General features: G+C 54.4%; 25 protein-coding genes. 8 read left to right on the top strand and 17 right to left on the bottom strand.

Annotated features, from left to right (window positions below):
* The 5 genes from ubiB to udp form a co-directional block, all read right to left on the bottom strand.
* On the bottom strand, positions 1–1,638 hold the full coding sequence (gene ubiB / locus AAIE03_RS17145) for a ubiquinone biosynthesis regulatory protein kinase UbiB (RefSeq protein WP_013024097.1): 1,638 nt from the start codon (positions 1,636–1,638) through the stop codon (positions 1–3).
* Positions 1,635–2,240, bottom strand: coding sequence for a ubiquinone biosynthesis protein UbiJ (gene ubiJ / locus AAIE03_RS17150; RefSeq protein ID WP_498563097.1), 606 nt, complete (start codon positions 2,238–2,240; stop codon positions 1,635–1,637). The genes ubiB and ubiJ overlap by 4 nt, the downstream gene beginning before the upstream one ends.
* Before the next feature lie 11 nt (positions 2,241–2,251).
* Positions 2,252–3,010, bottom strand: coding sequence for a bifunctional demethylmenaquinone methyltransferase/2-methoxy-6-polyprenyl-1,4-benzoquinol methylase UbiE (gene ubiE, locus AAIE03_RS17155; RefSeq protein ID WP_014595026.1), 759 nt, complete (start codon positions 3,008–3,010; stop codon positions 2,252–2,254).
* Positions 3,011–3,086: 76 nt separating this feature from the next.
* The gene (gene rmuC / locus AAIE03_RS17160; protein WP_014595025.1) at positions 3,087–4,586 is read right to left on the bottom strand and encodes a DNA recombination protein RmuC; all 1,500 of its coding nucleotides are present in this window, start codon (positions 4,584–4,586) and stop codon (positions 3,087–3,089) included.
* Positions 4,587–4,741: 155 nt separating this feature from the next.
* Positions 4,742–5,503 (bottom strand): uridine phosphorylase, encoded by a 762-nt coding sequence (gene udp / locus AAIE03_RS17165; RefSeq protein ID WP_014606979.1) that lies wholly within the window; start codon positions 5,501–5,503, stop codon positions 4,742–4,744.
* Positions 5,504–5,806: 303 nt separating this feature from the next.
* Here udp and AAIE03_RS17170 point away from each other — a divergent pair, with 303 nt between their 5' ends.
* Entirely contained in the window at positions 5,807–6,643 is an 837-nt protein-coding gene (locus tag AAIE03_RS17170; RefSeq protein ID WP_013024092.1) for a dienelactone hydrolase family protein, read from the top strand.
* A 63-nt stretch (positions 6,644–6,706) separates the two neighbouring features.
* Here AAIE03_RS17170 and metE read toward each other — a convergent pair whose 3' ends face one another.
* Positions 6,707–8,977: a 5-methyltetrahydropteroyltriglutamate--homocysteine S-methyltransferase gene (metE, locus tag AAIE03_RS17175; protein ID WP_498563098.1), complete on the bottom strand. Its 2,271-nt coding sequence runs from the start codon at positions 8,975–8,977 to the stop codon at positions 6,707–6,709.
* A 138-nt stretch (positions 8,978–9,115) separates the two neighbouring features.
* On the opposite strand from metE, the gene metR reads away from it, so the two are divergent.
* Positions 9,116–10,045 (top strand): HTH-type transcriptional regulator MetR, encoded by a 930-nt coding sequence (gene metR, locus AAIE03_RS17180; RefSeq protein ID WP_022623771.1) that lies wholly within the window; start codon positions 9,116–9,118, stop codon positions 10,043–10,045.
* Between the two features lie 72 nt (positions 10,046–10,117).
* Complete coding sequence (locus AAIE03_RS17185; protein WP_013024089.1) at positions 10,118–10,597, top strand: YehS family protein; 480 nt, start codon at positions 10,118–10,120, stop codon at positions 10,595–10,597.
* A gap of 145 nt (positions 10,598–10,742) precedes the next feature.
* On the opposite strand, the gene AAIE03_RS17190 is transcribed toward AAIE03_RS17185, so the two are convergent.
* Positions 10,743–11,603, bottom strand: coding sequence for a carboxylate/amino acid/amine transporter (locus AAIE03_RS17190; protein WP_013024088.1), 861 nt, complete (start codon positions 11,601–11,603; stop codon positions 10,743–10,745).
* Between the two features lie 352 nt (positions 11,604–11,955).
* Between AAIE03_RS17190 and glpT the strand changes: the two genes are divergently transcribed.
* Positions 11,956–13,296 (top strand): glycerol-3-phosphate transporter, encoded by a 1,341-nt coding sequence (gene glpT, locus AAIE03_RS17195; RefSeq protein ID WP_013024087.1) that lies wholly within the window; start codon positions 11,956–11,958, stop codon positions 13,294–13,296.
* 40 nt (positions 13,297–13,336) lie between these two features.
* Here glpT and yigL read toward each other — a convergent pair whose 3' ends face one another.
* Positions 13,337–14,137, bottom strand: a complete 801-nt coding sequence (gene yigL / locus AAIE03_RS17200) for a sugar/pyridoxal phosphate phosphatase YigL (protein ID WP_013024086.1) — start codon at positions 14,135–14,137, stop codon at positions 13,337–13,339.
* 54 nt (positions 14,138–14,191) lie between these two features.
* Positions 14,192–15,184 (bottom strand): lysophospholipase L2, encoded by a 993-nt coding sequence (gene pldB, locus AAIE03_RS17205; RefSeq protein ID WP_014595021.1) that lies wholly within the window; start codon positions 15,182–15,184, stop codon positions 14,192–14,194.
* A 114-nt stretch (positions 15,185–15,298) separates the two neighbouring features.
* On the opposite strand from pldB, the gene rhtB reads away from it, so the two are divergent.
* Positions 15,299–15,922 carry a homoserine/homoserine lactone efflux protein gene (gene rhtB, locus AAIE03_RS17210; protein ID WP_013024084.1) on the top strand — a complete coding sequence of 208 codons (624 nt, stop codon included), beginning with the start codon at positions 15,299–15,301 and terminating at the stop codon, positions 15,920–15,922.
* 76 nt (positions 15,923–15,998) lie between these two features.
* Here the strand turns inward: rhtB and rhtC are convergent, their stop codons facing one another.
* The 3 genes from rhtC to pldA are packed head-to-tail and all read right to left on the bottom strand — an operon-like array spanning position 15,999 to position 19,360.
* Positions 15,999–16,622 (bottom strand): threonine export protein RhtC, encoded by a 624-nt coding sequence (gene rhtC, locus AAIE03_RS17215; RefSeq protein WP_013024083.1) that lies wholly within the window; start codon positions 16,620–16,622, stop codon positions 15,999–16,001.
* A gap of 12 nt (positions 16,623–16,634) precedes the next feature.
* A complete protein-coding gene (recQ, locus tag AAIE03_RS17220) occupies positions 16,635–18,461 on the bottom strand; it encodes an ATP-dependent DNA helicase RecQ (protein WP_013024082.1) in 1,827 nt (608 codons plus the stop codon).
* Between the two features lie 23 nt (positions 18,462–18,484).
* Complete coding sequence (gene pldA / locus AAIE03_RS17225) at positions 18,485–19,360, bottom strand: phospholipase A (RefSeq protein WP_014606982.1); 876 nt, start codon at positions 19,358–19,360, stop codon at positions 18,485–18,487.
* 190 nt (positions 19,361–19,550) lie between these two features.
* Here pldA and AAIE03_RS17230 point away from each other — a divergent pair, with 190 nt between their 5' ends.
* A complete protein-coding gene (locus AAIE03_RS17230) occupies positions 19,551–20,021 on the top strand; it encodes a thioesterase family protein (protein ID WP_014595018.1) in 471 nt (156 codons plus the stop codon).
* 57 nt (positions 20,022–20,078) lie between these two features.
* Here AAIE03_RS17230 and AAIE03_RS17235 read toward each other — a convergent pair whose 3' ends face one another.
* On the bottom strand, positions 20,079–20,552 hold the full coding sequence (locus AAIE03_RS17235; RefSeq protein ID WP_105082623.1) for a nuclear transport factor 2 family protein: 474 nt from the start codon (positions 20,550–20,552) through the stop codon (positions 20,079–20,081).
* Positions 20,553–20,786: 234 nt separating this feature from the next.
* Here AAIE03_RS17235 and AAIE03_RS17240 point away from each other — a divergent pair, with 234 nt between their 5' ends.
* Positions 20,787–21,164: a winged helix-turn-helix transcriptional regulator gene (locus tag AAIE03_RS17240; protein ID WP_013024078.1), complete on the top strand. Its 378-nt coding sequence runs from the start codon at positions 20,787–20,789 to the stop codon at positions 21,162–21,164.
* Between the two features lie 120 nt (positions 21,165–21,284).
* Entirely contained in the window at positions 21,285–22,184 is a 900-nt protein-coding gene (gene rarD, locus AAIE03_RS17245; protein WP_024471028.1) for an EamA family transporter RarD, read from the top strand.
* Here rarD and AAIE03_RS17250 read toward each other — a convergent pair.
* The 4 genes from AAIE03_RS17250 to uvrD all read right to left on the bottom strand — a co-directional run bounded on the left by AAIE03_RS17250 (position 22,155) and on the right by uvrD (position 26,712).
* Positions 22,155–23,207, bottom strand: a complete 1,053-nt coding sequence (locus tag AAIE03_RS17250; RefSeq protein ID WP_024471029.1) for an AbrB family transcriptional regulator — start codon at positions 23,205–23,207, stop codon at positions 22,155–22,157. The two genes, rarD and AAIE03_RS17250, sit on opposite strands and share 30 nt — an antisense overlap.
* A gap of 97 nt (positions 23,208–23,304) precedes the next feature.
* The gene (corA, locus tag AAIE03_RS17255; protein WP_014606985.1) at positions 23,305–24,258 is read right to left on the bottom strand and encodes a magnesium/cobalt transporter CorA; all 954 of its coding nucleotides are present in this window, start codon (positions 24,256–24,258) and stop codon (positions 23,305–23,307) included.
* 167 nt (positions 24,259–24,425) lie between these two features.
* Positions 24,426–24,482, bottom strand: coding sequence for a YsgD/CorL family protein (ysgD, locus tag AAIE03_RS17260; protein ID WP_349887138.1), 57 nt, complete (start codon positions 24,480–24,482; stop codon positions 24,426–24,428).
* Between the two features lie 67 nt (positions 24,483–24,549).
* Positions 24,550–26,712, bottom strand: a complete 2,163-nt coding sequence (gene uvrD, locus AAIE03_RS17265) for a DNA helicase II (protein WP_014606986.1) — start codon at positions 26,710–26,712, stop codon at positions 24,550–24,552.
* Between the last annotated feature and the right edge of the window lie 5 nt (positions 26,713–26,717).

A 26,717-nucleotide genomic window follows, 5' to 3' on the forward strand; every position in this document is an offset into this window, starting at 1 on the left:
TCAGTTTGTCTTACGCCAGCCGATTAACCAACTGACAAAGCCCGCCGCCATTAATGCCGCTGGAAACAGGTCCCACTCAGGCCTGCTGAGGAGCACCGCCGTTCCGCTAATCAACAGCGTCGCGCCTACGCCAAACAGGTAACGCGCCTGCTGCTGACGTGAACGTTGGACACTTAAATCGTTCGCGAGTTTATCCACGCTGAGGCGTAATTGCTTATGCTGCCGCATACTGTCGTAAAACAATTCTGGCAGTTCTGGCAGTTTTTCTGCCCAGTAAGGGGCTTTTTCCTTTACCGCACGGATAATCGCCGGAATCCCGATTTGATCCTTAATCCAGTCCTCAAGGAAGGGTTTTGCCGTTTTCCAAAGGTCCAGTTGTGGATAGAGCTGACGACCGATGCCTTCAACGTAAAGCAAGGTTTTTTGCAACAGCACCAGCTGCGGCTGGACTTCCATATTGAAGCGACGCGCCGTGTTAAACAGGTTCAGCAGCACATGCCCAAACGAGATTTCTGCCAGCGGTTTCTCAAAAATGGGCTCGCATACGGTACGGATAGCGAACTCGAAGTCTTCAACGTTGGTGTCGGCAGGCACCCAGCCCGAATCGACATGCAGTTCCGCCACTTTGCGGTAATCGCGATTGAAGAAGGCAATAAAGTTCTCGGCCAGATAGCGCTTATCTTCTTTATTCAGCGAACCGACAATGCCGCAGTCAATGCCGATATACTGAGGATCTTCAGGATGATCGTAACTGACAAAGATATTGCCCGGATGCATGTCGGCATGAAAGAAGCTGTCGCGGAAAACCTGGGTAAAGAATACCTGCACACCGCGTTCTGCTAACAGCTTCATGTTGACGCCGTGCTGCTCCAGCGTCACCACATCAGAAATGGGAATGCCGTAAATGCGCTCCATTACCATCATGGATTCACTGCAATAGTCCGAATAGACCTCTGGCACATACAGCATGCGGCTGTTTTCAAAGTTGCGGCGAAGCTGAATGGCATTGGCGGCTTCACGCAACAGGTTTAATTCATCAAGCAGGGTCTTCTCATAATCCCGTACCACTTCAACCGGGCGCAGACGGCGGCCATCCGGCAGTAATCGTGGCACCCAGCGGGCAATGCGGTAGATGAGTTTCATGTCCGCTTTGATGACCGGCAGGATATCCGGGCGGATTACCTTAATAACGACGTTCTTGCCATTGGATTTCAGGGTTGCGGTATGTACCTGAGCGATAGAGGCTGAGGCCAGTGGAATGATATTGAAGTCATCAAACCAGGATTCAATCGGTGCGCCCATTGAGGCTTCGATCTGCGCTTTCGCTTTAACGCCATCAAAGGGGGCAACGCGGTCCTGCAGGACAGCCAGCTCATCGGCAATCACCGGGGGAAACAGGTCACGGCGCGTCGACAGCATCTGACCAAACTTGATCCAGACCGGGCCCAACTGCTCCATCGCCATACGCAAACGCACGCCAAGGAGTTCTTGCTTGTGCTGGTTGGGGATCCAGAAAATGCAGCGCCGCCATAGCCTGAGCGGAAGAGTCAGGCGCATCTGCGGAATCAGTTCATCAAGGCCGTAAGTCAAAAACACCTTAATAATAAAATATAACCGGCGGATCTCTCCAAAACTCATTTCGCCTCCAGCTGTGCCAGACGCGCATCAAGCGCCTCAAGCGAACGTTCCATCGCGCTAACCTCCTCAGAGAACCAGGCAAATTCCAGGGCGCCCGGCGCAACCCGCCACTCTTCGGTTAATGCCTGACCAAGATAGTCCTGACGCCGTTGCGTTTCTGCTTTGAAAAAACGCCATGCACGCTGCGCGCCCTGGCTCATCCCCTGAGCGGCGATATCACCGCTCCAGGGAGCAAGGTATTCAGCGGGATCCAGCTCGGCCAAATCCATCAGCGCAGAAAACTGCTGAACCACCTGCAAGTCACCTTCAACCTGCAGCTCACCGCTACGAATCAAGGTCGTCAGCTGCTGGCGATCGCGTAACTTTGGCAGAGACTTAAGCTGGGTAATGACCGTGCAGTCACTGCTGTCCTGCCAGTCACTGAGCACGTCAAGCTGCTGTTCACTGAACACCAGCACCAGCGGCCAGGATAGCTCACTTAAACGCAGCATCAGTACCTTGCCGACCAGGCGCTGACGTGCGCTTTTCAGGCTACGATCGCGATACAGTATGCGGTTTAACGCCGTTTCAATACCGGCGGTCATTACAGGTGTTAAGGTCATCGCCATAATGGTTAAAATTTAAACCCACGATGCAGCGCCACAATCCCACCCGTCATGTTGGAATAGGTCGTGTTTTCGAATCCCACGTCATTCATCATCGCTTTCAGGGTTTCCTGATCGGGATGCATGCGAATTGACTCAGCAAGGTAGCGATAGCTTTCTGCGTCCTGGGCGACCAGTTGTCCAATACGGGGCAAAATATGGAACGAGTAAGCATCGTAAGCTTTGCTAAGGGGTTCGATAACAGGTTTAGAGAACTCCAGCACCAGTAAACGTCCACCTGGCTTCAGCACGCGGAACATCGAGGCCAGTGCCTTCTCTTTTTCAGTCACGTTACGCAGACCGAACGAAATAGTGATGCAGTCAAAATAGTTATCAGGAAACGGCAATGCTTCGGCGTTGGCCTGCACATAGCTGACGTTGCCTACCACGCCCAGATTACGCAGTTTTTCCCGGCCCATTTTCAGCATTGAGCTGTTAATGTCAGCCAGCACAACCTGACCAGTTTCACCCACCAGGCGCGAAAATTTCGCGGTCAGATCGCCGGTTCCACCCGCCAGATCCAGCACGCGCTGACCACGGCGCACGCCGCTGCTGTCAATGGTAAAACGCTTCCAGACTCGATGGACGCCAAACGACATTAAATCGTTCATCAGGTCATATTTTGCCGCTACGGAGTGAAACACGTCCGCGACTTTGTCGGCTTTCTCGCTTTTGGCGACCGTCTGAAAGCCAAAATGGGTAGTTTCCTGCTGTGATTCATCTGCCATCGGTTTTACCTGCTCCACAAACAATACTCACTGAAGTGTATCAGAGTCATAGAGGTCAGGCACGCTGGTGACCTGCTTATTCGCGGAGGTGCCGAACCCGCTCATGACTTTCGTCTGCGTTGTCCTTGTCATTTTGCTCACTGTCGTGCTCATTCTCAGGCATGGCTTGTTCAACCAGGTGCGGGTTAATGGCGCGTTTGACTTCTACACCCAGATCGCGAAAACCTTCAGCCTGGGCGATAAGGTTGCCGCGCCCCTCTGCCAGTTTCTTCATCGCCTCGCGATAGCTGTTCTGCGCCTTATCAAGGCTGTGACCAATCCCGCTCATATCGTCTACAAACAGCCGCATTTTGTCATACAGTCTGGAGGCCCGCTCTGCAATGCGCTGTGCATTACGACTCTGGTGCTCATAGCGCCAGAGATTATTAATCGTCCGCAGCGCCACCAGCAGCGTAGTTGGGCTGACCAGCATGATGTTCTGCTGTAGGGCTTCACTGATGAGTTCGGGCTGACGATCGATAGCCAACAGGAAGGCCGGCTCAACAGGAATAAACATCAACACATAATCCAGCGAGCGTAAACCGGGCAATTGTTGATAATCTTTGCGGCCCAGCAGGCGAATGTGCCCGCGCATGGCGCTGACATGTTCCTGAATAGCCTGCTCGCGTTCCACATCGTCATCGGCATTAAAATAACGCTCGTAGGCCACCAGCGTCATTTTAGCGTCGATAACCACATCTTTTCCCTGTGGCAGGCGAACAATCACATCCGGCTGCATCCGGCTTTGCTGTTCATTCTGCATGCTGACCTGAATGTCGTACTCATAGCCTTCACGCAGCCCAGAAGCTTCCAGCACCCGGCTCAGTACCACTTCGCCCCAGTTGCCCTGAATTTTATTGTCGCCTTTAAGCGCCTTCGTGAGGTTAAGCGCCTCCTGAGCCATCTGGGCATTCAACTGCTGCAGCTGACGAATCTCGTGAGTGAGCGTGTGGCGCTCACGGGCTTCGGCACCGAAGCTTTCATTCACCTGGCGGCGAAACCCGTCAAGCTGCTCCCGGAGCGGCCCTATCAGGCTGTTAAGACTTTGGCGATTCTGCTCATCAACCCGACGTCCACTGTTTTCAAAAATACGGTTGGCCAGATTTTCAAACTGCGCGCTGAGTCGCTGCTCGCTGTTTGTCAGCAGTCGCTGTTTTTCTTCTGCTGCAAAGCGGGTTTCTTCCAGACGAATCGTGACCTCGCGCAGCTCTGCTTCCTGCGCGCTGTTCACTTCGAGCTGATTACGAAGTTCACGGGTGAGTTGTTCGCTCTCGTTGCGCCAGTAGTCGAGCTGTTGCAGGCGCTCATTAGCCCCGCTTAACGCGCCATGAAGCTGTCTCAGCTCCTGTTCACGCTGCTGCACCTGTTGCTGGAGCTGGTCGATATGCAGCTGCTGACGCTGTTGTCCCTCGTTTAGCAGGCGACGTTCTGTAGAAAAGCTGGCCAGCTGATGGCCGACCCGCATTTGCGCCAGTATCCAGCCCACACCAAGGCCGGCAAGCGCCAGGCAGATGTAGATAATGATGTGCTGATCCATATTTTCCCCGCTGGTCAGGCTAATGAAGGAAAAGGTAAATTCGCACTGTATGAATGTCCAGATATATTTGCTGGCGTTGGAAGAGGCGACGCAAAGGCTTGTGAGTGGCAGGACAGACAGGCCCGATCACGGGCCTGTCTGTTAAAACAGGGGAATTACAGTAAACGGCGCGCGGCTTCCACCACGATTTTCACCGCGTCGCTTTCCGTCTGCTTCATCGTGACGGCATCCGGAATCTCTTTTTGGGTGCGGTTGACGATAACGCCCGCTACCATCCCGGCTCTCAGCCCCTGGCTGGCACACATGGTTAACAGGGTCGCCGACTCCATCTCGTAGTTCAACACGCCCATCTGCTGCCACTCCTGCATAGAGCCCTGGAAGCTTTTTACGACACGGCCTGAAAAGGTATCGTATCGTTCCTGACCCGGGTAAAAGGTGTCAGAAGAGGCCGTAATACCGATATGGGTTTTAGCGCCACAGGCTTCCGCCGCCGCGACTAATGCCGTCGTACAGGTAAAGTCCGCCACTGCCGGAAACGCCATGGGGGCGAAATGCAGGCTGGCACCGTCCAGGCGCACTGATGCTGTGGTGACCAAAACATCGCCGACGTTGATATGGGGCTGAATCGCCCCAGTGGTTCCCACGCGCAGGAACGTACGCACGCCAAGCTGTGCCAGTTCCTCAACGGCAATCGATGTAGAAGGTCCGCCAATACCTGTCGAACACACAACAACCGGTTTGCCATCCAGCTTCGCCAGCCAGGTGGTGAACTCGCGATGGGAAGCAAGATGCTGTGCATCTTCCATCAGTCCGGCAATCTTTTTCACGCGCTCTGGATCGCCAGGAACAATGGCCAGCGTTGCCCCCTGCAGGTCAGCTTTAGTCAGGCCAAGATGGAATACGTCAGACTGTGTCATATCAGACTCCGGGTTAAGGAAAATTTTTACGCCACTTTACGTCACCGGGCGAGGTAAATATGTGACTAAATTCACTTAAGAAAATGAAAGTTACATTCCCAAAGAAAAATAAGGTGATTTAGATCACACATCCATCTCTCGCCTTGCGTATTGCTACATATGGTGATGTGGAAGCTATCGCGGGAATGTTAAAGAGAAGTGTAATTTTATTGGTTAACAGCTCTGTTACTCAATGCCCGGTACCTGTCATGGGTGGCCAGGCTATAGTTACGTGATTGCGCCTATGCTTGCACGGAGAGAACGATGAAAACCGAAGATAATATGACACAAAAATCAGCTGCAGGCGCGTTTGCTCCGGCAGTTCAGCCCACAGCAGCGACCACCATTATTACCGACAGCGCCAACATCCATGCGGGGGAAACCTCCATTCCGAGCCAGGGTGAAAACCTGCCGGCGTTTTATGCGAAGCCGCAGTCAGCAGAAGGTCCGTTGCCGGTCGTGCTGGTGGTACAGGAAATTTTTGGCGTTCACGAACATATTCGCGACATTTGCCGTCGGCTGGCGCTGGAGGGCTATCTGGCCGTCGCGCCAGAACTGTACTTCCGTGAAGGCGATCCCAACGATTACAACGACATCCCTACCCTGTTCAAAGAGCTGGTCAGTAAAGTGCCCGACAGCCAGGTGCTGGCAGATCTCGATCACGCGGCGAACTGGGCTGCCCGTAACGGGGGAGATATTCGCCGCATGGGGATTACCGGTTTCTGCTGGGGCGGACGCATCAGCTGGCTTTATGCCGCGCACAACCCGCAACTGCGCGCCGCCGTAGCCTGGTATGGTCGCCTGGTGGGTGAAAAAACCATGAAGCAGCAAAAACATCCTATCGATATCGCCGTTGATCTAAACGCGCCCGTGCTGGGGTTGTATGGAGGTCAGGATGACGGCATTCCGCTGGAGAGCGTCGAGCAGATGCGCCAGGCACTGCACGCGGCCAATGCCAAAGCTGAGATCATTGTTTATCCCGAGGCCGGACATGCTTTTAACGCCGACTATCGTCCAAGCTATCACGCCGAATCGGCCACCGATGGCTGGGCGCGCATGTTAGCCTGGTTTGCGCAATACGGTGTTGCCCCCGCGAAGTGACTGAAAAAAGGGGCGCTCAGGCGCCCCAACATACTGACAACGTATTGACACAACACCAGGAAATCAGGCGGTTTCGCCCCGCAGGTTTCTTGCCGCTTTGACCATGTTAGCCAGCGCCTGTCGGGTTTCGCGCCAGCCGCGAGTTTTCAGGCCGCAGTCCGGATTCACCCACAGACGTTCCTCAGGGATACGCTGTGCGGCCTTGCGTAACAGATTTTCTATCCACTCGACGTCGGGTACATTGGGGGAGTGAATATCGTACACGCCGGGCCCGATTTCATTCGGATACTCAAATGCGTTGAATGCATCCAGCAAATCCATATCGGAACGTGAGGTTTCGATGGTAATCACATCCGCATCCAGTGCCGCAATGGATGCCATAATGTCGTTAAACTCGCAGTAACACATATGCGTGTGAATTTGCGTCTCGTCTTTCGCGACAGCGGCGGTTAACCGAAACGCCTCCACGGCCCAGCGCAGATAATCTGCCCAGTCGGACTGATGCAGCGGCAATCCTTCACGCAGTGCGGGCTCATCAATCTGAATAATGCCAATGCCGGCGAGTTCCAGATCCGCAACTTCATCCCGCAGCGCCAGTGCAATCTGTTTGGCGATCGTTTCACGTGATACATCCTCCCGCGGGAATGACCAACAGAGAATGGTGACCGGGCCGGTCAACATACCTTTTACCGGCTTATCAGTCAGGGACTGCGCATAGGTTGCCCACGCAACGGTAATGGCTTCAGGACGGCTGACGTCACCAATAATGACCGGCGGTTTAACACAACGTGAACCGTAGCTTTGTACCCAACCATTTTGTGTAAAGACGAAGCCGTCCAGGTTCTCGCCAAAGTATTCCACCATATCGTTGCGTTCCGCCTCGCCGTGAACCAGCACGTCCAGTCCCAAACGCTCCTGCTCAGCTATCGCCTGCTTAATGTGTTCCGCGATACCGGTACGGTAATGCGCGCGATCAATCGCGCCTTTTTTGAAGTCGAGTCGTAATCCACGAATTTCAGTGGTCTGCGGGAAGGAACCGATGGTGGTGGTTGGCCAGGCGGGCAGGTTGAAACGCTGACGTTGTGTGCTGGCACGCCCGGCGTAAGGGCTGGCACGTTCGGTGTCTTTGGCCTGAACATTTGTCAGACGCAGTGCGACAGCCGCGTTGTGGACGCGGCGGGAATGCGCACGTGCCTGAACCGGTGCGCTCCATTCCTCCAGCGATGCGGGATCGTTGCGGCGAAGCGCCGTACTCAGTAGCGACAGCTCATCACATTTTTGCAAGGCAAAGGCAAACCAGCTTTTCACCTCCTCGTCCAGACGGGTCTCCACACTCAGATCAATGGGGCTGTGCAGCAACGAGCAGGATGTGCCAATCCACAGGTGTTCACGTGAGGCGATCAGCGGCTGCAGACGCTCAAACCAACGGCTGAGATCGGCACGCCAGACGTTGCGGCCATTGATCACGCCGACAGATAACACCCAGTCTGCGGGCAGTTGTTGGTTCACCTGCTGGATATCATCTTGCCCCTGCACCAGATCCACATGCAGGCCCTGCACTGGCAACGTGCGGATAATATCCAGATTCTGGCCGATACTGTCGAAGTAGGTGGTCAGCAGCAGGTTGACCTGCCCGTTTAACGCAGCGTAAGCCGCTTTGAAGGCCTCGCGCCATTCCTGTGGGAGTTCCAGCGCCAGGACGGGTTCATCAATCTGTACCCACTCAACGCCGCGCGCGTTCAGTTCGGTCAGGACCCGCTGATAAACGGGCAGAATATCGTTCAGTAGTGACAGACGATTAAAGGGTTCTCCTTTTACCTTACCCAGCCAGAGGTAGGTTAACGGTCCTGACAACACAGGCTTAACGTTATGACCCAGCGCCAGCGCCTCGTCCACTTCATCCAGCAGTTGGGTCCAGGTTAAAGAAAACGACTGGCCTTGCGTGAATTCTGGCACGATGTAGTGATAGTTCGTGTTGAACCATTTTGTCATTTCTGCCGCCGCGGCTGGCTCACCCGTCGGTGCACGCCCCCGGCCCAGGCGGAACAGCGTATCCAGATCAATCGATCCGTCCTGATTTCGATGGCGAGCAGGCACGTTGCCCAGCATCAGGCTGGTCGTCAGAATATGATCGTACCAGGCAAAATCGCCCACCGGCACTTTATCGACGCCGGCCGCTTTTTGTTGTTGCCAGTGGCGCGCACGCAGTTCGCGACCCACCGCCTGTAATTCTTCCTGCGTGCTGTTGCCAGCCCAGTAGCTTTCAAGTGCTTTTTTCAGCTCGCGACGCAGACCAATACGTGGAAAACCGAGAGTATGATTTAAGATAGTCATTCACTATTCTCCAGAAAGTCTTCGGCTTTGGCGGGTCGCCAATGATGTTTAGCCGTCCAGATGTTTACACCGCTATATTCTGCGGGTACTGTATGTCGCTCAAGCGCAAATTATTCAGCTTCGATGTGAAGGACTCTCATGATCGAATTCAAACACCTCCGGACGCTTCAGGCTCTGCAGAATACGGGCTCGCTGGCTGCTGCTGCGGCTCAGCTTCATCAGACACAGTCGGCGTTATCACATCAGTTCAGCGATCTGGAACAGCGGCTGGGATTTCGTTTGTTTGTTCGTAAAAGTCAGCCACTGCGTTTTACCCCGCAGGGCGAAATTTTATTGCAGCTGGCAGAGCAGATACTGCCGCAAATTCAGCAGGCGCTTCAGGCCTGCCACGAACCGCATCAGACCACGCTGCGCGTCGCGATCGAATGCCACAGTTGCATTCAGTGGCTGACACCGGCTTTAGATAAGTTTCGTCAGAGCTGGCCCCAGGTGATGATGGATTTTAAATCGGGCGTAACCTTTGATCCGCAGCCCGCGCTGCAGCAGGGCGAACTGGATATTGTATTGACGTCGGATATCCTGCCGCGCTCAGGCTTGTTCTATTCACCTATGTTTGATTTCGAAGTCCGCCTGGTGCTGGCGCCAGATCACCCTCTGGCGCAGGTTGAACACATTTCACCTGAAGACCTGGCGGATGAAGTGCTAATGATTTATCCGGTACAGCGCCAGCGCCTGGATATCTGGCGCCACTTTCTGCAACCTGCGGGGATCAGTCCGGCGCTCAAGAATGTCGATAACACGCTGCTGATGATTCAAATGGTCTCGGCGCGCATGGGGATTGCTGCGCTGCCGCACTGGGTCGTCGAAAGTTTTGAAAAACAGGGCCTGGTGATCACCAAAACGCTGGGCGAAGGGTTATGGAGTCGTCTTTACGCCGCTGTGCGCGACGGTGAACAGCGCCAGCCGGTACTGGAAGCGTTTATGCGTTTTGCCCGTCAGCATGCCTGCGAGCATCTGCCCTTTGTCAGGGACGCCGCGCATCCTGCGAAGGTTTTATCGCGTGAGTGACAAAGCTGCGCGATAGCAGGCAAAATCCCCTATAATGCGCAGCCTGTCGATTTACCATGAGAAGATCTCACCATGACTAACAACGATATTCTGCGCAGCGTGCGCTATATGCTCGATCTGAACGATGCCAAAATGGTGGCGATTTTTGCGCTGGCTGAATGTGAAGTGGCTCAGGCGGACATCACCAGTTGGCTGAAGAAAGATGAGGATGCGGCGTTTCGACCCTGCCCCGATGTGGTGATGGGATATTTTCTTAACGGTTTAATTTTTCATCGCCGCGGAAAAAGTGAAGACGCGCCTGCGCCCTCCATCGAGCGCAAGATGAACAACAATATCTTTATGAAAAAGCTGCGCATCGCGTTTGATTTGAAAACTACCGACATTCCTGACGTGCTGAAAAAAGCCAACTTTACGGTCTCTCAGGCTGAGATTGGCGCAATCTTCCGCAAACCGGATCATAAAAACTACCGCGAGTGCGGTGACCAGATCCTGCGTAATTTTCTTAAAGGGCTGACGATGATTCATCGCCCCGCCACAGGTAAACCCGCTTAATCAGAAACGCCCTGACCGGAAGCAGCTCGCCTGTCATGCGGTCTGCTTCCGGTCAGGCTCAGGGGCGTTCACAGCCTGTTTCCAGCCCAGATGCCCTGCATTCCTCTCCCGCTACGGTTTACTCGCTGGCAAGGCCCGCCCCGGACTATCTTGCGCTGTTGCCTACCACCCAGCGCTTATGGACCCACAGCGACGCCATAATCACGATGGCTCCTGCGATAAAGCTTGGCCAGTGCGGTTTTTGCTGCCATATCGCCAGGTTCACCAATAAGCCGGCCGGAACGTGCATGTTATTCATAATGCCCAACGTGCCGGCATCGACCTGCGTCGCGCCGTAGTTCCACATAAAGTAGCCCAGCCCCGAAGCCGCGACGCCCAGCCAGACCAGAATGCCCCATTGCAGCGTCGTGGTAGGCAATTTATGGGGATTGCCCCAGGCTGCCCAGGCAACGATCGCAATCAGAACCGCGCCCAGATAAAACCATGAAAACGCCGTATGTTGCGGCATTGGACGGGTTTCCTGCAAACGTTTGTAGCCCACCATCCCCGCCGCGAAGCAGATATTCGCCAACTGGACCAGCAGCAGACCAAACCAGAAGTTATCGCTGACTTTGTCATAACGAATGATTGCCGCGCCAGCAACGGCCAGCAGCGCACTGAAAATGTAGCCCACGCGCAGGGGCCTTCGGCTTATCAGGTCGTAGATTAAGGTGACATACAGCGGCGTCATTACGGTGAACAGCAGGAATTCTGACACGCTCAGATACAGATAGGCTTCAAAACTCAGCAAATACATAATGCCCAGCTGCAACATCCCTACCAGCATATAGAGCAAGAGCGTCGAAGGCCGATAGCCGCGCCAGCGCAGGAACGGCAGAAACACAATGGCGGCCAGCGCCAGGCGCATCAGCACTGAAAACCAGCTGTCCACTTGCCCGGCAAGGTATTCACCGATCAGGCTAAAGGAGAATGCCCACAGAATGGTAGTAACAATCAATAAAAGCACGGTAACAACCCCGAAATAAACAGAGCGTCAGTGTAAACAATGTCCTGAATCAGAGCTGCATTATCTGGTTGACATCTGGTTATTTACCAGGCGATCAGGCAACGATCCCTCACCCCGACTTTTATCCGCTCAGGAGAGCATGCCTGAGGTTAAAAATGGGCGAAAAAGCGCATCTGCCTGGCATTTTCGCGCCTTACTGTAATAAAACTGTAACAAATTTGTCATTCATCACAGTAACCCAGTCCGCCTCTGTCTATTCTCTGCGCGAAATGGTGCATTGCGAGCACCCTTTTTTCTTTCGACCCAACCTGCTGGGGAATCAAAACCATAATGCGCCCGGAGGGCCACCCTAATGTTAAGTATTTTTAAACCTGCACCACACCAGCCTCAGGTGGCAGAGGATCGTATCGATCCACTCTACCGCCGCCTGCGTTGGCAAATCTTTATCGGTATTTTCTTTGGCTATGCGGCTTACTACCTCGTCAGAAAGAATTTTGCCCTGGCCATGCCTTATCTGGTTGAACAGGGTTTCTCACGAGGCGATCTGGGGTTTGCGCTTTCCGGTATCTCCATCGCTTACGGCTTTTCCAAGTTTATTATGGGCTCGGTGTCCGACCGCTCTAATCCACGGGTCTTTTTACCCGCAGGATTGATCCTGGCCGCTTTCGTGATGCTGTTCATGGGGTTTGTTCCCTGGGCAACCTCCAGCATCATGGTGATGTTTGTGCTGTTGTTTATTTGTGGCTGGTTTCAGGGAATGGGCTGGCCACCCTGCGGACGCACTATGGTGCACTGGTGGTCGCAAAAGGAACGCGGCGGCATTGTCTCGGTGTGGAACTGTGCGCATAACGTCGGCGGCGGCATTCCTCCCCTGCTGTTTCTGCTGGGAATGGCCTGGTTTAACGACTGGAAGGCGGCCCTTTATATGCCGGCCTTTGGCGCCATTGTCATTGCCATCCTGGCCTTTGCCCTGATGCGGGATACGCCGCAGTCCTGCGGTCTGCCGCCCATCGAGGCCTACAAAAACGATTATCCGGCTGACTACAACGAAAGCCATGAAGAAGAGTTCACGGCGAAACAAATCTTCATGAAGTATGTTCTGCCGAATAAATTACTTTGGTATATCGCCCTGGCAAACGTGTTTGTTTATCTGCTGCGTTACGGCATTCTGGACTGGTCACCGACTTACCTCAAAGAGGTGAAACACTTCACGCTGGATAAGTCGTCCTGGGCTTACTTCTTCTATGAGTATGCGGGGATCCCTGGCACGCTACTGTGCGGCTGGATGTCCGATAAGGTGTTTCGCGGAAACCGTGGCGCGACGGGCGTGTTCTTTATGACGCTGGTGACCATCGCAACGGTGGTTTACTGGTTAAATCCGCCGGGTCATCCCGGTGTGGACATGGCCTGTATGATTATTATTGGCTTCCTGATCTACGGGCCGGTGATGCTGATAGGACTCCACGCGCTGGAGCTGGCGCCGAAAAAAGCCGCCGGGACGGCCGCGGGCTTTACCGGGCTGTTCGGTTATCTGGGAGGATCGGTTGCAGCCAGCGCCATTGTGGGTTACACGGTGGACTATTTTGGCTGGGATGGCGGATTTTTAGTCATGATTGTGGGCTGTGTGCTGGCAGTGATCTTGTTGCTGCTCACTATGGTCAGCGAGCATAAACACAAGCAAAAACTGGCCTAGCCGTCAGAAGGCCGGTTAACCGGCCTTCTGCTCAGGCGCACTACGATAAATACAACTTTCTGAGCGTCGCCGGCACGGCATCCTCAACATTGCTGCCAATCACTTCCAGCTCTGGCAGGGTATCTTTCAGGCGCTGGTGCGCATTAGCCATAATGCAGCCCTTGCCCGCCATACTCAGCATTTCGACGTCGTTCATACCATCACCAAAGGCAATACAGTCTTTCAGCGTAAAGCCTAACTGTTTTGCCACAGATTCGAGCGCGTGGCCTTTTGAGACGCCGCCCGCCATCACTTCCAGACAGGTGGGCAGTGAAAAACTGACGTTGACCCTGTCTCCCCAACGCGCTTCAATCGCCAGCTCCATTGGAATAAGGTGTTCAGGCTCTTCGCAGGTGAAAAAGACTTTGCTGATGCCGTCAGTGGGCAATATGCCCGGTTCATAAACCTGATAATGAAAATCAGATTCGCGAAAATAATCTTTCTCTGCCGGACTGCAACGGCTGACAAACCACTCATCGTCACGATAAACATGGGTCAGCACTTCCGGATGATGGTACTGCAGGCCGAACAGGTCCTGGGCGATATCCCAATCCAGGTTATGGCTAAAAATCAGTTCGCCGGCTGGATTATGCACACGGGCACCGTTTGACGTAATCATATACGCCGGAATCCCCAGCTTGTCGCGCATTTGTCCAACATCAATGTGATGGCGGCCCGTGGCGAAAATAAAGTGAATGCCTTTTGCCACCAGCTGCTGCAACGTTTCTCGGGCATCAGGCGTGAGGCGGTGTTCGGGAGAGAGCAGTGTGCCGTCCAGGTCGGACACAACAATGTGGTACATGAAAACCTCGGGTATCTGTGTCGGTTGGCCGTAGCCGGTAATGTAAACGGATAACTAGTGATGCGATAAAAAGAAATCGACGATCCCATTCAATGCTTCGGCGCGCATGCTGTCTTTTTCAAACAGAATCTCGTGGCGTGCACCTTTAATAACCTGGGGCTTATCGCCCTCACAGGGATGACCGGCTGCCGCCATGGCGGCGCAAAACAGATCTTGTGAGCGGTTATCCACCACGCTGTCTTCGCTTGCCTGTAGCAGCAGTAGCGGCGTCGTTATTTTATCAACCTGACTGAATATGTTGCGTCCGGCATGAATGCCTTCCCGTACCCAGTGATAGGTGGGACCGCCAACACGAATCGCCGGGTCGTCCGCATAAAAACGCAGGCTGCGACGATAACGTTCATGACTGTGCGTCAGACGGTTAATGCCAAAGGGATGAGCCCGCCAGCGCCCCGTGCCTAATGCATAGCCATCGCGAACGGCAGGTCGTTTCTCTGCCCAGTCGAGGATCTTATGCGCCAGAAAAGAGGGTAACGGCAGCGCGATGCCAAACATCGGCGCAACCAGAGCCGCAGCGTGAAACGCGCCAGGCTGACGCGCCAGGAACAGGGCCAGAATTGCGCCCCCCATTGAATGCGCCAACGCATAACGTTGTTGATAATGACGGCTCACAATCTCTTTCAGATAGAGCGTTTCAAGGTCATCGACATAGTGGGAAAACTCCACCACATGTCCAAGATGCGAATCATCCAGCAGCCGATCGGATCGCCCCTGACCACGGTGATCGAGCACGATCACATCGAACCCACAGTGAAACAGATCGTAGGCCAGCTCGGGATATTTAACGTAGCTCTCAATGCGCCCGGGAACGATTACAATCACGCGCTTGTGTTGCGGTGAAATGAACCGAACGTAACGTAAGGTCAGATTTTCAACACCGGTAAATTCACACTCTTCACGGCTGTGCCAGAAATCAAGCAGTGGGCCGGTCGCGAAGGCAGCGAAGGCCTTTTCGCGTTGCAGCCAGCTTGCTCTGTGTTGCTTCATCCGCCCTCCTGATTGCCGGAAAAAAAGAGTCTGAACGGCCGCATGATGTCCATAGCCCTGCGCAGCATTCTGGCGTATTGTGTCACACTTCAGACGTGACAGGGAGTACAACCCATGACCATCGAATGGTGGCTGACTTATCTTCTTACCACCACAATTCTTAGCCTTTCACCCGGCTCTGGTGCCATTAACACCATGAGCACGGGCATCAGCCACGGTTATCGTGGTGCGGTCGCGTCTATTTCAGGCCTGCAGGTTGGTCTTGCCCTGCATATCGCCCTGGTGGGGATCGGTCTTGGGGCGCTTTTTTCCCAGTCGCTGCTGGCGTTTGAGATTTTAAAGTGGGCCGGCGCAGGCTATCTGGTCTGGTTGGGCATCCAACAGTGGCGCACTGCGGGCGCGATTGACCTCAACGCTATGTCGAAAGCCATGCCGCGTCGTCGCCTGTTCAAGCGGGCAGTAATGGTGAACCTGACGAATCCCAAAAGCATTGTGTTTCTGGCGGCGCTGTTTCCCCAGTTTATCCTGCCTCACCAGCCGCTGATGCTGCAGTATCTGGTGCTGGGCGTCACAACCGTTCTGGTGGATATCATCGTCATGATTGGCTATGCCACATTAGCCACGCGCATTGCAGGATGGATCAAAGGGCCCAGGCAGATGAAGCTAATGAACCGCATTTTCGGCGGCTTATTCATCGCGATTGGGGGACTGCTGGCCAGCGCCAGACGTATCGCCTGACCCGGCGGAGGCTGCCGCACGACAGTGACGCTGTCGGCGGCTTGCCGTAACGACTGACGTGTCCGGTAACCGGCTATCAGCGCGACAGGATCAGATGAATGCCAAAACCGGCAAACAGCACGCCCGCAACACCGTCTACCCACTTCGCAGCACGTTGATACTTATCCCGCATCCACGGCAGGGCAAAAACAGCCGCGACCAGAGAAAACCAGGCGAAGGTTTCAACGCTTATCAGGACGAACAGCCCCCAGCGTTCCAGCCCCCCCACATCGTTACCGATAAACAAGGAAAAGACGCTACCAAAGTAGATAACCGCTTTGGGATTCGACAGGTTGGTCAGCAGACCTTTAATAAAGCTCATGCCTTTCCTGGGCAGTTCGACGACAGGTTCCTGCTGCACGGGCTGTTTGTGGCGCTGACGGGCTGAGCCAATTAACTGCCAACCCATCCATAGTAGATAGAGTCCGCCACCGACCATGATGATTTGGTGTAGCCAGGCCATCTTTTGCAAAATCAGATGCAGGCCCATCAACGCTACCGCGGCCCAGATCATGACCGCCAGGGTAATGCCCAGAACGCCCAACATCGCTTCTTTGCGCGAACGGCTGGCGGCGGTTTGCGAGACAAAAAAGAAATCCGGGCCGGGACTCATCAGGGCAACAAGATGGACCAGGGCAATCGTGCCGAACAAAATCAACATGGTAACTCCTCTTTACTCTTCATCGAGATGTTCTTTAATCATCAGCAAAAACGGCTTACCGAAACGTTCCAGTTTGCGGTGCCCCACGCCGTTCACGCTGAGCATTTCTGAGGCGCTCACCGGCATCTGCTCTGCCATCTCCAGCAAGGTTGCATCGTTAAACACAACGTAGGGCGGAATATTCTCTTCGTCGGCTATCGCTTTACGCAGTTTACGCAGCTTGGCAAACAGCTTGCGGTCGTAGTTGCCGCCATACACTTTGGCCGACCCGCTGCTTTTCGGTCTGGCGGTAATCAGTCTTGGCACCGCCAGCATCAGCGGAACTTCACCGCGCAATACCGGTCGGGCCGCTTCAGTTAGCTGCAGCGCAGAATGCATGGCGATGTTTTGCGTCACCAGCCCCAGATGAATCAGCTGACGCAGGACGCTGACCCAATGCTCGTGGCTGTTTTCTTTACCCAGCCCATAAACGGGCAGCTTGTCGTGTCCCTGTTCGCGGATGCGATGATTATTGGCACCGCGCAATACTTCAACAATGTAGCCCATACCAAAGCGCTGGCCGACGCGATAAATACTGGAGAGTGCCTTTTGGGCTTCCACCAGGCCGTCATAGCGCTTTGGCGGATCGAGGCAAATATCGCAGTTCCCGCAGGGCTGCTGACGTCCTTCACCAAAGTAGTTCAGCAGCACCAAACGACGGCAGGTCTGCGCTTCGGCAAAAGCATTCATCGCATTCAGCTTGTGACGTTCAATATCCTGTAGCGGGCCAGGCTGCTTCTCTTCCAGGCATTTGCGCAGCCAGGCCATATCAGCAGGATCGTAGAGCATCATGGCTTCTGCCGGCAGGCCATCACGTCCGGCACGTCCTGTTTCCTGATAATAGGATTCAATGTTGCGTGGAATATCAAAGTGCACCACAAAACGCACGTTCGGCTTGTTGATGCCCATCCCAAATGCCACGGTCGCCACCACGATTTGCAAATCGTCGCGCTGAAACGCTTCCTGTACGCGGGCGCGCTGGGCGCTGTCGATTCCGGCATGATATGCCCCAACGCTTAACCCCCGGCTTTGCAGACGTGCGGCGGTATCCTCAACTTTTGCCCGGCTGTTACAGTAAATAATGCCGCATTTACCGCGCTGATCCTGTACGTAACGTAGCAACTGCTCAGTGGGTTTAAATTTTTCCACCAGCGTGTAACGAATATTGGGGCGGTCAAAACTGCTGATTTGAATCAGCGGATCCTGCATATGCAGCAGGTTAATGATATCAAGACGGGTCGTTTCGTCAGCGGTCGCTGTCAGCGCCATGACGGGCAGATCGGGAAAGCGCTGGCGCATCTGTCCCAGCGCGCCATATTCCGGTCGGAAATCATGCCCCCATTGGGAAATACAGTGCGCCTCATCAACGGCCAGCATACAGGGCTGCCAGTGCGCCAGACTGTCAAGAAAGTTGTCCATCATCAGACGTTCTGGCGCGATATAGAGCAGCTTAACGCGCCCGTTGCGGCAATCGGCCATGACAACCTGCTGCTGCTCGCGCGTCATGGTCGAGTTCAGGCAGGCCGCGGCCACGCCGTTTGCCAGGAGCTGATCCACCTGATCTTTCATCAGGGAGATGAGTGGCGACACCACCAGTGTCAGCCCCTCGCGCACCAGCGCCGGAATCTGATAGCAGAGTGATTTACCGCCGCCGGTCGGCATCACCACCAGGCAATCCCGCCCGCTCAGCGCTTCATTTATGATTGTCTGCTGACCGGGACGAAACTGCTGGTAGCCGAAGGTATCCTGCAATACCTGCTGCGCCAACGCTTCCTGATTAAGAACTGCCGAGGTTGCCACTGTATTCCTGACTTAATGGTTGGTTAGAACAAATCGTTAAGGGTCACACCTACGCCTAAACGAGTCTGACGGTGGTTATAGTCAATGAGAGATTCACCATAGCCGCTAAACAGCTGGGTGTAAAAACGCACGTGCTGGGTGATGGGATAACTCCAGCCCAGCGTAGCGCCGCCGTAACCGCTATTCCAGTTATAGTTGCCTTCCACGCTGAAAATGCTGTCACCCATCGCATAGCCCACTTTCGCCCGATAGTAGCCCATGTATTTTGTAATATCCGGGTTATCGTCCGTGCTGGCGCTCTCAGAAATACGGAACCAGGGTTTGATCTCTGCGAGGAAATTACCGTTTTGCGCCATCAGGCGGGTATAAACACGGTTCCAGCTGCGTGACGTGGGATCGCTACGGCCATTGGACTGATGATTCACGCCCACTTCAACATCACGTAGCGTCCAGCCGGCAAACGAATAATCGGTCGCCCAGCCCAGGAAAATCTGCGGCTCATAGTTTGTCTCGCGGAAGGGCGACGACTCTTTTTTATTAGATAGCTGCCACCATGAGCGCTGAGTATAGGACGCGGCTAACACGGAGTTGTCACCCAGGATGCCGCGCCACAGTGGAAATGCCAGACTAAGCTGGAATTTCACTTCGTCTTTACGGGCATTCTGCGCCCAGTTATAAGAGGAAATCGCCTCTTTATTAATGTCGCTGGTGTACGTGTAAAGCAGATAGTTATTTTCGTAAGGATAAAGCACAAACGGGTTGTCATGCTGCTCCAGCAGGTTGGCAATAATGCTGCCACGAACCTGGGGTGCATCGTGAACGTGTTTGATCGTGGCTTCGTCCGCCTGCGCCAAAGCAGGAAGTAACATTGCCGCCAGCAAGGCGCGATGCTTACGCATAGGATTCTCCAGTGGAAACTGCGTATTCATAAAAGCGAATGGGTGTTGTAAAAAGCAGGACATTCTACACACAAATGTGAGCGAACATCAGCGCTGATTTCCTAAACTGGAAACCCTGTCGAGCGAAGCATAGAATAAACAACTCATTAACATCTACAGTTCATTTGTCAGCTGTTCAGGACTAAACACCATGTCATCCGTGCTATTGACTCAGCAGGACGCTCGCCGCCTGGTCGGTGAAATTTTTATTTATCATATGCCGTTTAACCAGGCACTTGGTCTGGAACTGGATCACCTTGACGCCGACTACGCTGAAATCAGTTTTGTGAACAAAACCATGCTGGTCGGCAATGCCGCTCAACAGATTCTCCACGGTGGGGTCACCGCCGCCGTACTGGACGTGGCGGCAGGCATGGTGTGCGTCAGTCATGCCTTGACGCGTGAGGAAACAATCAGTGAGGAAATGCTCCGCCAGCGACTGTCTCGCATGGGAACGATTGATATGCGGGTAGACTATCTGCGTCCCGGTCGCGGCGAGCGTTTTATCGCCACCAGTCGTTTACTGCGTGCCGGCAATAAAGTCTCTGTGGCGCGGGTGGAGTTACACAATGATCAGGGCGTTTACATCGCGACCGCCACAGCCACCTATCTGACAGGTTGATCACAGAACTGAACGCGTGGCAGCGTTTGAGTACTGCCACGCGTTATCCTGCCTGAATCAAAACATAGTATTGGTGTTCGCCGACGTCGCCGGTACAGCCTGAATCACATCCCAGTGCTCGACAATTTTGCCGTTTTTCACGCGAAAAATATCCGTAACGGCCTGGCCACGATCGTGTTCACCGTTGGTGGAGTGAACATGCAGCCAGACCAAATCGCCATCGGTCGCACTTCGGACGATGCGTGCTTTTGACTGCGGGTTTTTCCTGAAATAGTCGGTAAAAAAGTTAACAAGCGGTGCCTTGCCGTTTGGCACGCCGGGATTGTGCTGACGGTAATTATCCGCGATAACCCGGGCCGCTTCAGCGACCTTGTGGTGATTAAAAAATTGATCATAGAAATGGATCACCAGTGCACGATTGGCCTCTTCCACCTTGATATCCCGGCCTTCGCCAGGTTGTGCCGCGTAAACTGCACCCGCGGTCAGGATACCTGCCGCCAGCAACAGGGTTTTCAGAAAAGCTATCATCATTATTCTCCTTGATCGTTCGTCATAGCGCTGGTCGCGAGGCACCAGATTTTGAGTACACAGGGATTGCCTGACGTCTGTCGAATGCGATACAGGGTTTCGCTCAGACACCTGGTCACAAAAATAGACTGACGTCGTGACGGATGTTACATTCGCGCAAAATGGATAACAAGAAGTCACACCAGAGTGACTTAATCACCTGAAAGTGACGCTTAGCGATGCACAGGAACCGACCCGATGCCCAAATCTTCACCCGCAACCTTTACGTATCAACAACCTTGCCCCATCCGGGATGTGCTTGACCGGATAGGCGACAAATGGAGTTTATTGATTCTCGAAGCGCTGGCCGAACAGACCTTACGTTTCAATGAACTTCACCGTCATATTGGCGATGTTGCCCGTCAGGTGCTGTCACGCAGTCTGAAACGGCTGGAAATGGATGGCTATATCCTGCGCACACTTTATCCGGAAGTGCCGCCGCGCGTTGAGTACAGCCTGACGGATTTAGGCCGTTCATTTCTCGAACCCATGCAGCAATTAATTGCATGGGCAGATAACAATCATCAGGCCATCTGCCTTTCTCGCCAGCGCGCGCTGGAGCAGGAGAAAGACTGACCCAGCATTATCGCCAGATCGGGCTACAGAGATAACGAGGACTGCGTTACCATTGCGGCCCTCTGTCACGCCGCTGTATTTCAGTGACCTCCGGTACAGTACGAAATTTCAGGATGAATTATGGATACCCAGCAAACCCGTCAGGGCATCGGCTTTGCGCTTGGCGCTTACTTTATTTGGGGCATTGCGCCCGCCTACTTCAAATTAGTGAAGGCCGTACCGGCGACTGAAATCATGACCCACAGGGTGATCTGGTCAGCACTGTTCATGTTGTTACTGATTACCCTGAGTCGCAGTTGGGGACAGGTCAGAAGCGTGCTGCGCCAGCCAAAAAAAGTGCTGCTACTGGCCCTTACGGCGGTAACGGTAGGGGGAAACTGGTTGCTGTTTATCTGGGCGGTGAACAATCAGCATATGCTTGAAGCCAGCCTGGGCTATTTTATCAACCCGTTGATTAACGTTGTGTTTGGCATGATTTTCCTGCGTGAACGTTTCCGTCGCCTGCAGTGGCTGGCGGTCGCCCTGGCGGCTGGCGGCGTGCTTCTGCAACTGTGGAAATTTGGCTCAGTGCCGGTGATTGCCTTAGGGCTGGCGTTCAGCTTCGCGTTTTATGGCCTGATGAGGAAGAAAATCCAGGTCGATGCTCAGAGCGGCATGCTGATAGAGACGCTGTGGCTGTTTCCGCTGGCCGCGCTCTATCTGTTTGGCTTTGCTGACAGCAGCACCAGCCACCTTAGCGCGAACCCCATGAGCCTGAACCTGTTACTGATCGCCGCAGGCATAGTCACCACGATTCCGCTGATGTTCTTCGCCGCGGCTTGTACCCGACTGCGCCTGTCAACGGTGGGCTTCTTTCAGTATCTGGGCCCTACGCTGATGTTCTTGCTGGCGGTGCTGTTTTATGGTGAAACCGTTACGCCAGATAAAATGGTAACCTTTGGCTTTATCTGGCTGGCTCTGTTGGTCTTTATTCTGGATGCCGTGACGTTTTCAGCGCGGAGCCGAATGCGCAAAGCGTGAAAGAAAGCGCGCCATTGCCGGCCCGGTCAGTAAGATGGTGAATAATCGCAGGGTCTGCATCGCCATCACGAAAGCCATATCTACCCGGCTTCCGGCAGCGATAATCGCCACCGTGTCCAGCCCGCCTGGGCTGGTGGCGAGATACGCCGTCATCAGGTCAATATGCAACACGCGGGTTAACATCCATGCCAGCCCACCGCACAGCAGCATCAGGCCAAAAATGGACAGCAGCATCTGCGGCAGCGTGCTTAACGCCAGCCTGAAGATCGGCCGGGTGAAACGTAACCCCACGCTCCAGCCAATCATGGCGTACGCCAGGGCAAGCAGCCATTCTGGCATCTGAAGCACCGCCGTACCGGTTGAATGCAGGGTTGCACCGATCAGCGCAGGTATCAGTAACGCGCCAGATGGGATACGCAGCCATGGGCCAAGCCATGCGCTGCAAACCACCAGGCACATTGTCACCAGGAAACCGCTGTTAAGCGCCGGAAACCACACCAGCGAGCCGGCATGACCGCCATCGCCCAGCCCGATCCGCGCCACCATGGCCGCCGCGCCCGCCACAAACAGCACCCGCAGATACTGCATGAACGCAACCAGCCGGACGTCCGCGCCAAATTCGCCCGCCATCGCGACCATCGCAGAGGCACCACCAGGGGAAGATCCCCATGCGCCCGTCGGGCCCGGAAGCTGGCTGAAACGCACCAGCAGAAAACCCGACAGCCCGCTGGCGGCCAGCGTCAGCAGCAGGACCGCTAACACGACTGGCCAGTCCTGCAGCAGCGGCGTCAGGATAGAAGGTGACAGGCTTTGCGCAATCATGCAGCCCAGCACCGCCTGCGACAGCAGAAATAACCGCTTGTTAATACGCAGTGTGGCACCGGACAGGCCCATGACCACGCCAACGATCATGGGTCCCAGCAACAGGGCGGCCGGCACGTGAAAATACTGGAAGATTGCGCCAAGTAATACAGATGACACTAACAGCAGCAGCCATTGCCAGCGCAACGAAAGAGCGTCCATAGAATGATTAATCAATTATGAAAATTGAGCGGCTAGAGTAGCAGAATTAAGGCGGCAGGCCAGCAAAATGGGCCGTATTAACAGCCCGTGCTGATGATTAAAGCCAGTTTTTACGCTTGAAATAGAGATAAGGTGCCAGGCCTGCAAGCATCATCAGGCAAATGGCGCCAGGATAACCAAAGCTCCACTTCAGTTCAGGCATAAACTCAAAGTTCATGCCGTAGCTGGATGCCACCAGCGTCGGCGGCAGGAAAACCACGGATACCACCGAGAAGATCTTGATGATGCGGTTCTGCTCTATGTTGATAAAGCCCATCGCCGCCTGCATCAGGAAGTTGACCTTTTGAAACAGCGACTCATTGTGGGGCAGCAGAGATTCGATATCGCGCAGGATCTCGCGCGCCTGCTCCAGCTGATTACCCGGCAAACGGGCTTTTCGGACCAGAAAATTAAGCGCACGCTGCGTATCCATCAGACACAAGCGCACCTTCCAGCCGATATCTTCCAGCTCGGCTAAACGCGAGAGTGCCTGGTCGTATTCCTCACCCTGCTGGCCTTCCATGATGACGCGGCTGAGCTTTTCCAGTGCGCTGTAAATGTTCTCAATTTCATCTGCCAGTTGTTCGATTTTCGTCTCGAACAGATCAAGCAGCAGCTCATAGGCATTGCCATCGATCAATGTCTGGTTACGGGCACGCATTCGATAAAGACGAAAAGCGGGAAGCTCGCGCTCGCGCAGCGTATATAAACGCCCTTCGCGGATGGTAAACGCAACGGTGGAGTTACCGGCGTGATCTTCGGCATCTTCAAAAAAGAAGAAGGAGTGAATGTGCAGGCCGTCTTCATCTTCGAAGAAACGCGCCGAGGCTTCGATATCTTCCAGTTCAGGGCGCGTTGCCAGGCTCTGGCCCAGTTCAGATTGCACGCGGTCGCGCTCGCCTTCTTCAGGCTCGACCAGGTCAACCCACACTGACGTGGTCAGTTTATCGCTTTCATCTTCCAGTTCCAGACGCGTCAGGCGACTGTTATCAAGTTTAAATGCGCTCAGCATAGCAAGACTCCCCATTGCAGACTTTATGGGACAACGCTGTCGGCCGGTCTGAATGCAGACCCGCGAACCTGAACACGGATAAAGGATAAATCAGTGCTGACTCGTGCGACGGATTAAAAAGGGAGGTCGCTGATAACCGCTAAGGCTACCAGCGTAATGAGATAGCCTTAGATGTTATTCCTGAAAACCAGGTTAATGAGCCAGCATCGACTGGGCGTGTCCAAGGCATTGTCCTCTCATGATAATAGTGCGCGCATGTTACGCTGAGACGAAAAAGTCGTCAACCAGCGCCTAGACGGTTTCCAGTTTAGCGTAGGCGGCAACCAGCCACTTGATCCCCTGGCCCTGAAACGCCACCTGCAAGCGGCTGTGTTCTCCGCTGCCTTCGAGATTCACAATAGTGCCTTCACCAAATTTGGCGTGGCGAACGCGTTGCCCCAGGGCGAATCCCGTGTCATTTTTGCTGATCGGCGTGCCCATGCGCTGATGACTGACCGGTCGCGTCACACTGGCGCGTAAACGGACTTCTTCAATACAGGCTTCAGGCAGTTCGCCAATAAAACGTGAAGGTCGATGGTAGACTTCTTTACCGTAAAGACGGCGGGTTTCCGCATAGGTCAGCGTCAGCTTCATCATGGCACGCGTGACGCCGACGTAAGCCAGGCGACGCTCTTCTTCCAGTCGCCCGCCTTCATCCAGCGCCATCTGGCTCGGGAACATGCCCTCTTCCATCCCGACAATAAACACCTGGCTAAACTCCAGGCCTTTCGCGGAGTGCAACGTCATCAGCTGCACCGCATCCTGCCATTTGTCCGCCTGGCCTTCCCCGGCTTCGAGAGCCGCATGAGAAAGGAATGCCTGCAGCGGCATCAAATCTTCGTCTTCATCCTGGTAGCTGAACTGGCGCGTTGCCGTCACCAGTTCTTCCAGGTTTTCGATACGGGCCTGGCCCTTTTCACCCTTTTCCTGCTCGTACATGATCCACAGGCCAGAATCCTTGATGACTCTGTCGGTCTGCACGTGCAGCGGCATATCCACGGTTTCGCTTGCCAGCGAATCCACTAACTCACAGAAGCGCTGCAGCGCAGAGGCCGCACGACCGGCCAGGGCGCGCGACTGAAGCAGCTCGCGCGTTGCCTGCCATAAGGTCATCTGCTTTTCCCGAGCCGTCTGACGCACCACATCCAGCGTACGGTCGCCCACACCGCGCGTTGGCGTATTCACCACGCGCTCAAAGGCGGCGTCATCGTTGCGGTTGGCCATCAGTCGCAGATAAGCCAGCGCGTCCTTGATTTCCTGACGTTCGAAAAAGCGCATACCGCCATAGATACGGTACGGCATGCTGGCCTGTAGCAGGGCTTCTTCCAGCACACGCGATTGGGCATTGCTGCGATACAGGATGGCGCAATCCGCCAGCGCATTGCCGTTTTCCATCCAGGCCTTGATACGGTTGACCACAAAGCGGGATTCATCCAGCTCGTTAAAGGCGCAGTAAACCGAAATGGGCTCACCATCGCTGCCGTCAGTCCACAGTTCTTTCCCCAGTCGGCCGTTGTTATTGGCGATCAGGGCATTCGCTGACTTCAAAATGTTGTTGGTCGAGCGGTAGTTTTGCTCCAGGCGAATGGTATCCGCGCCGGGAAAATCCTTTAAAAAGCGCTGAATGTTTTCGACCTGCGCACCGCGCCAGCCGTAAATTGACTGATCGTCGTCACCCACGATAATCACTTTGCCGCTGTCGCCCGCCAGCATGCGAATCCAGGCGTACTGAATATTGTTGGTATCCTGAAACTCATCCACCAGAATGTTACTGAAGCGCTCACGGTAATGATTCAGGATATGGGGTTTGTTTAACCACAGCTCGTGAGCACGCAGCAACAGTTCAGCAAAGTCGACCAGCCCGGCGCGATCGCAGGCTTCCTGGTAGGCCTGGTATATGCGCAGCCAGGTTTGTTCGACCGGATTGCCGTAGCTTTCAATATGCTTGGGCCGCAAACCTTCATCTTTCTTGCCGTTGATGTACCACATGCCCTGGCGCGCCGGCCACTGCTTCTCATCCAGGTTCATCGCCTTAATCAGGCGCTTGAGCAGGCGCAGCTGGTCTTCACTGTCGAGGATCTGGAAATCCTGCGGCAGACCTGCGTCAAGATGATGCGCGCGCAGCAGGCGGTGTGCCAGACCGTGGAACGTGCCTATCCACATTCCCCCCTGGCTGGTACCAATGAGCTGCTCAATACGGTGGCGCATCTCTGCGGCCGCCTTGTTGGTAAAGGTCACGGCCATAATGGAGTACGGCGAGCAGTTTTCTACCGACAGCAGCCAGGCGATGCGGTGCACCAGAACGCGTGTTTTTCCGCTGCCCGCGCCCGCCAGCACCAGCAGGTTACTGCGCGGCGCCGCAACGGCCTCGCGCTGTTTGTCATTCAAACCGTCGAGCAGTTCAGAAACGTCCATAAGCA

This window comes from Pantoea sp. Ae19-2 (genome assembly GCF_059801205.1).

Bases quoted from the DNA above. Each gene is read 5' to 3' on its own strand.
- ubiB (WP_013024097.1), bottom strand. From the start codon at position 1,638: ATGAGTTTTGGAGAGATCCGCCGGTTATATTTTATTATTAAGGTGTTT.
- ubiJ (WP_498563097.1), bottom strand. From the start codon at position 2,240: ATGACCTTAACACCTGTAATGACCGCCGGTATTGAAACGGCGTTAAAC.
- ubiE (WP_014595026.1), bottom strand. From the start codon at position 3,010: ATGGCAGATGAATCACAGCAGGAAACTACCCATTTTGGCTTTCAGACG.
- rmuC (WP_014595025.1), bottom strand. From the start codon at position 4,586: ATGGATCAGCACATCATTATCTACATCTGCCTGGCGCTTGCCGGCCTT.
- udp (WP_014606979.1), bottom strand. From the start codon at position 5,503: ATGACACAGTCTGACGTATTCCATCTTGGCCTGACTAAAGCTGACCTG.
- AAIE03_RS17170 (WP_013024092.1), top strand. From the start codon at position 5,807: ATGAAAACCGAAGATAATATGACACAAAAATCAGCTGCAGGCGCGTTT.
- metE (WP_498563098.1), bottom strand. From the start codon at position 8,977: ATGACTATCTTAAATCATACTCTCGGTTTTCCACGTATTGGTCTGCGT.
- metR (WP_022623771.1), top strand. From the start codon at position 9,116: ATGATCGAATTCAAACACCTCCGGACGCTTCAGGCTCTGCAGAATACG.
- AAIE03_RS17185 (WP_013024089.1), top strand. From the start codon at position 10,118: ATGACTAACAACGATATTCTGCGCAGCGTGCGCTATATGCTCGATCTG.
- glpT (WP_013024087.1), top strand. From the start codon at position 11,956: ATGTTAAGTATTTTTAAACCTGCACCACACCAGCCTCAGGTGGCAGAG.
- yigL (WP_013024086.1), bottom strand. From the start codon at position 14,137: ATGTACCACATTGTTGTGTCCGACCTGGACGGCACACTGCTCTCTCCC.
- pldB (WP_014595021.1), bottom strand. From the start codon at position 15,184: ATGAAGCAACACAGAGCAAGCTGGCTGCAACGCGAAAAGGCCTTCGCT.
- rhtB (WP_013024084.1), top strand. From the start codon at position 15,299: ATGACCATCGAATGGTGGCTGACTTATCTTCTTACCACCACAATTCTT.
- rhtC (WP_013024083.1), bottom strand. From the start codon at position 16,622: ATGTTGATTTTGTTCGGCACGATTGCCCTGGTCCATCTTGTTGCCCTG.
- pldA (WP_014606982.1), bottom strand. From the start codon at position 19,360: ATGCGTAAGCATCGCGCCTTGCTGGCGGCAATGTTACTTCCTGCTTTG.
- AAIE03_RS17230 (WP_014595018.1), top strand. From the start codon at position 19,551: ATGTCATCCGTGCTATTGACTCAGCAGGACGCTCGCCGCCTGGTCGGT.
- AAIE03_RS17235 (WP_105082623.1), bottom strand. From the start codon at position 20,552: ATGATGATAGCTTTTCTGAAAACCCTGTTGCTGGCGGCAGGTATCCTG.
- AAIE03_RS17240 (WP_013024078.1), top strand. From the start codon at position 20,787: ATGCCCAAATCTTCACCCGCAACCTTTACGTATCAACAACCTTGCCCC.
- rarD (WP_024471028.1), top strand. From the start codon at position 21,285: ATGGATACCCAGCAAACCCGTCAGGGCATCGGCTTTGCGCTTGGCGCT.
- AAIE03_RS17250 (WP_024471029.1), bottom strand. From the start codon at position 23,207: ATGGACGCTCTTTCGTTGCGCTGGCAATGGCTGCTGCTGTTAGTGTCA.
- corA (WP_014606985.1), bottom strand. From the start codon at position 24,258: ATGCTGAGCGCATTTAAACTTGATAACAGTCGCCTGACGCGTCTGGAA.
- uvrD (WP_014606986.1), bottom strand. From the start codon at position 26,712: ATGGACGTTTCTGAACTGCTCGACGGTTTGAATGACAAACAGCGCGAG.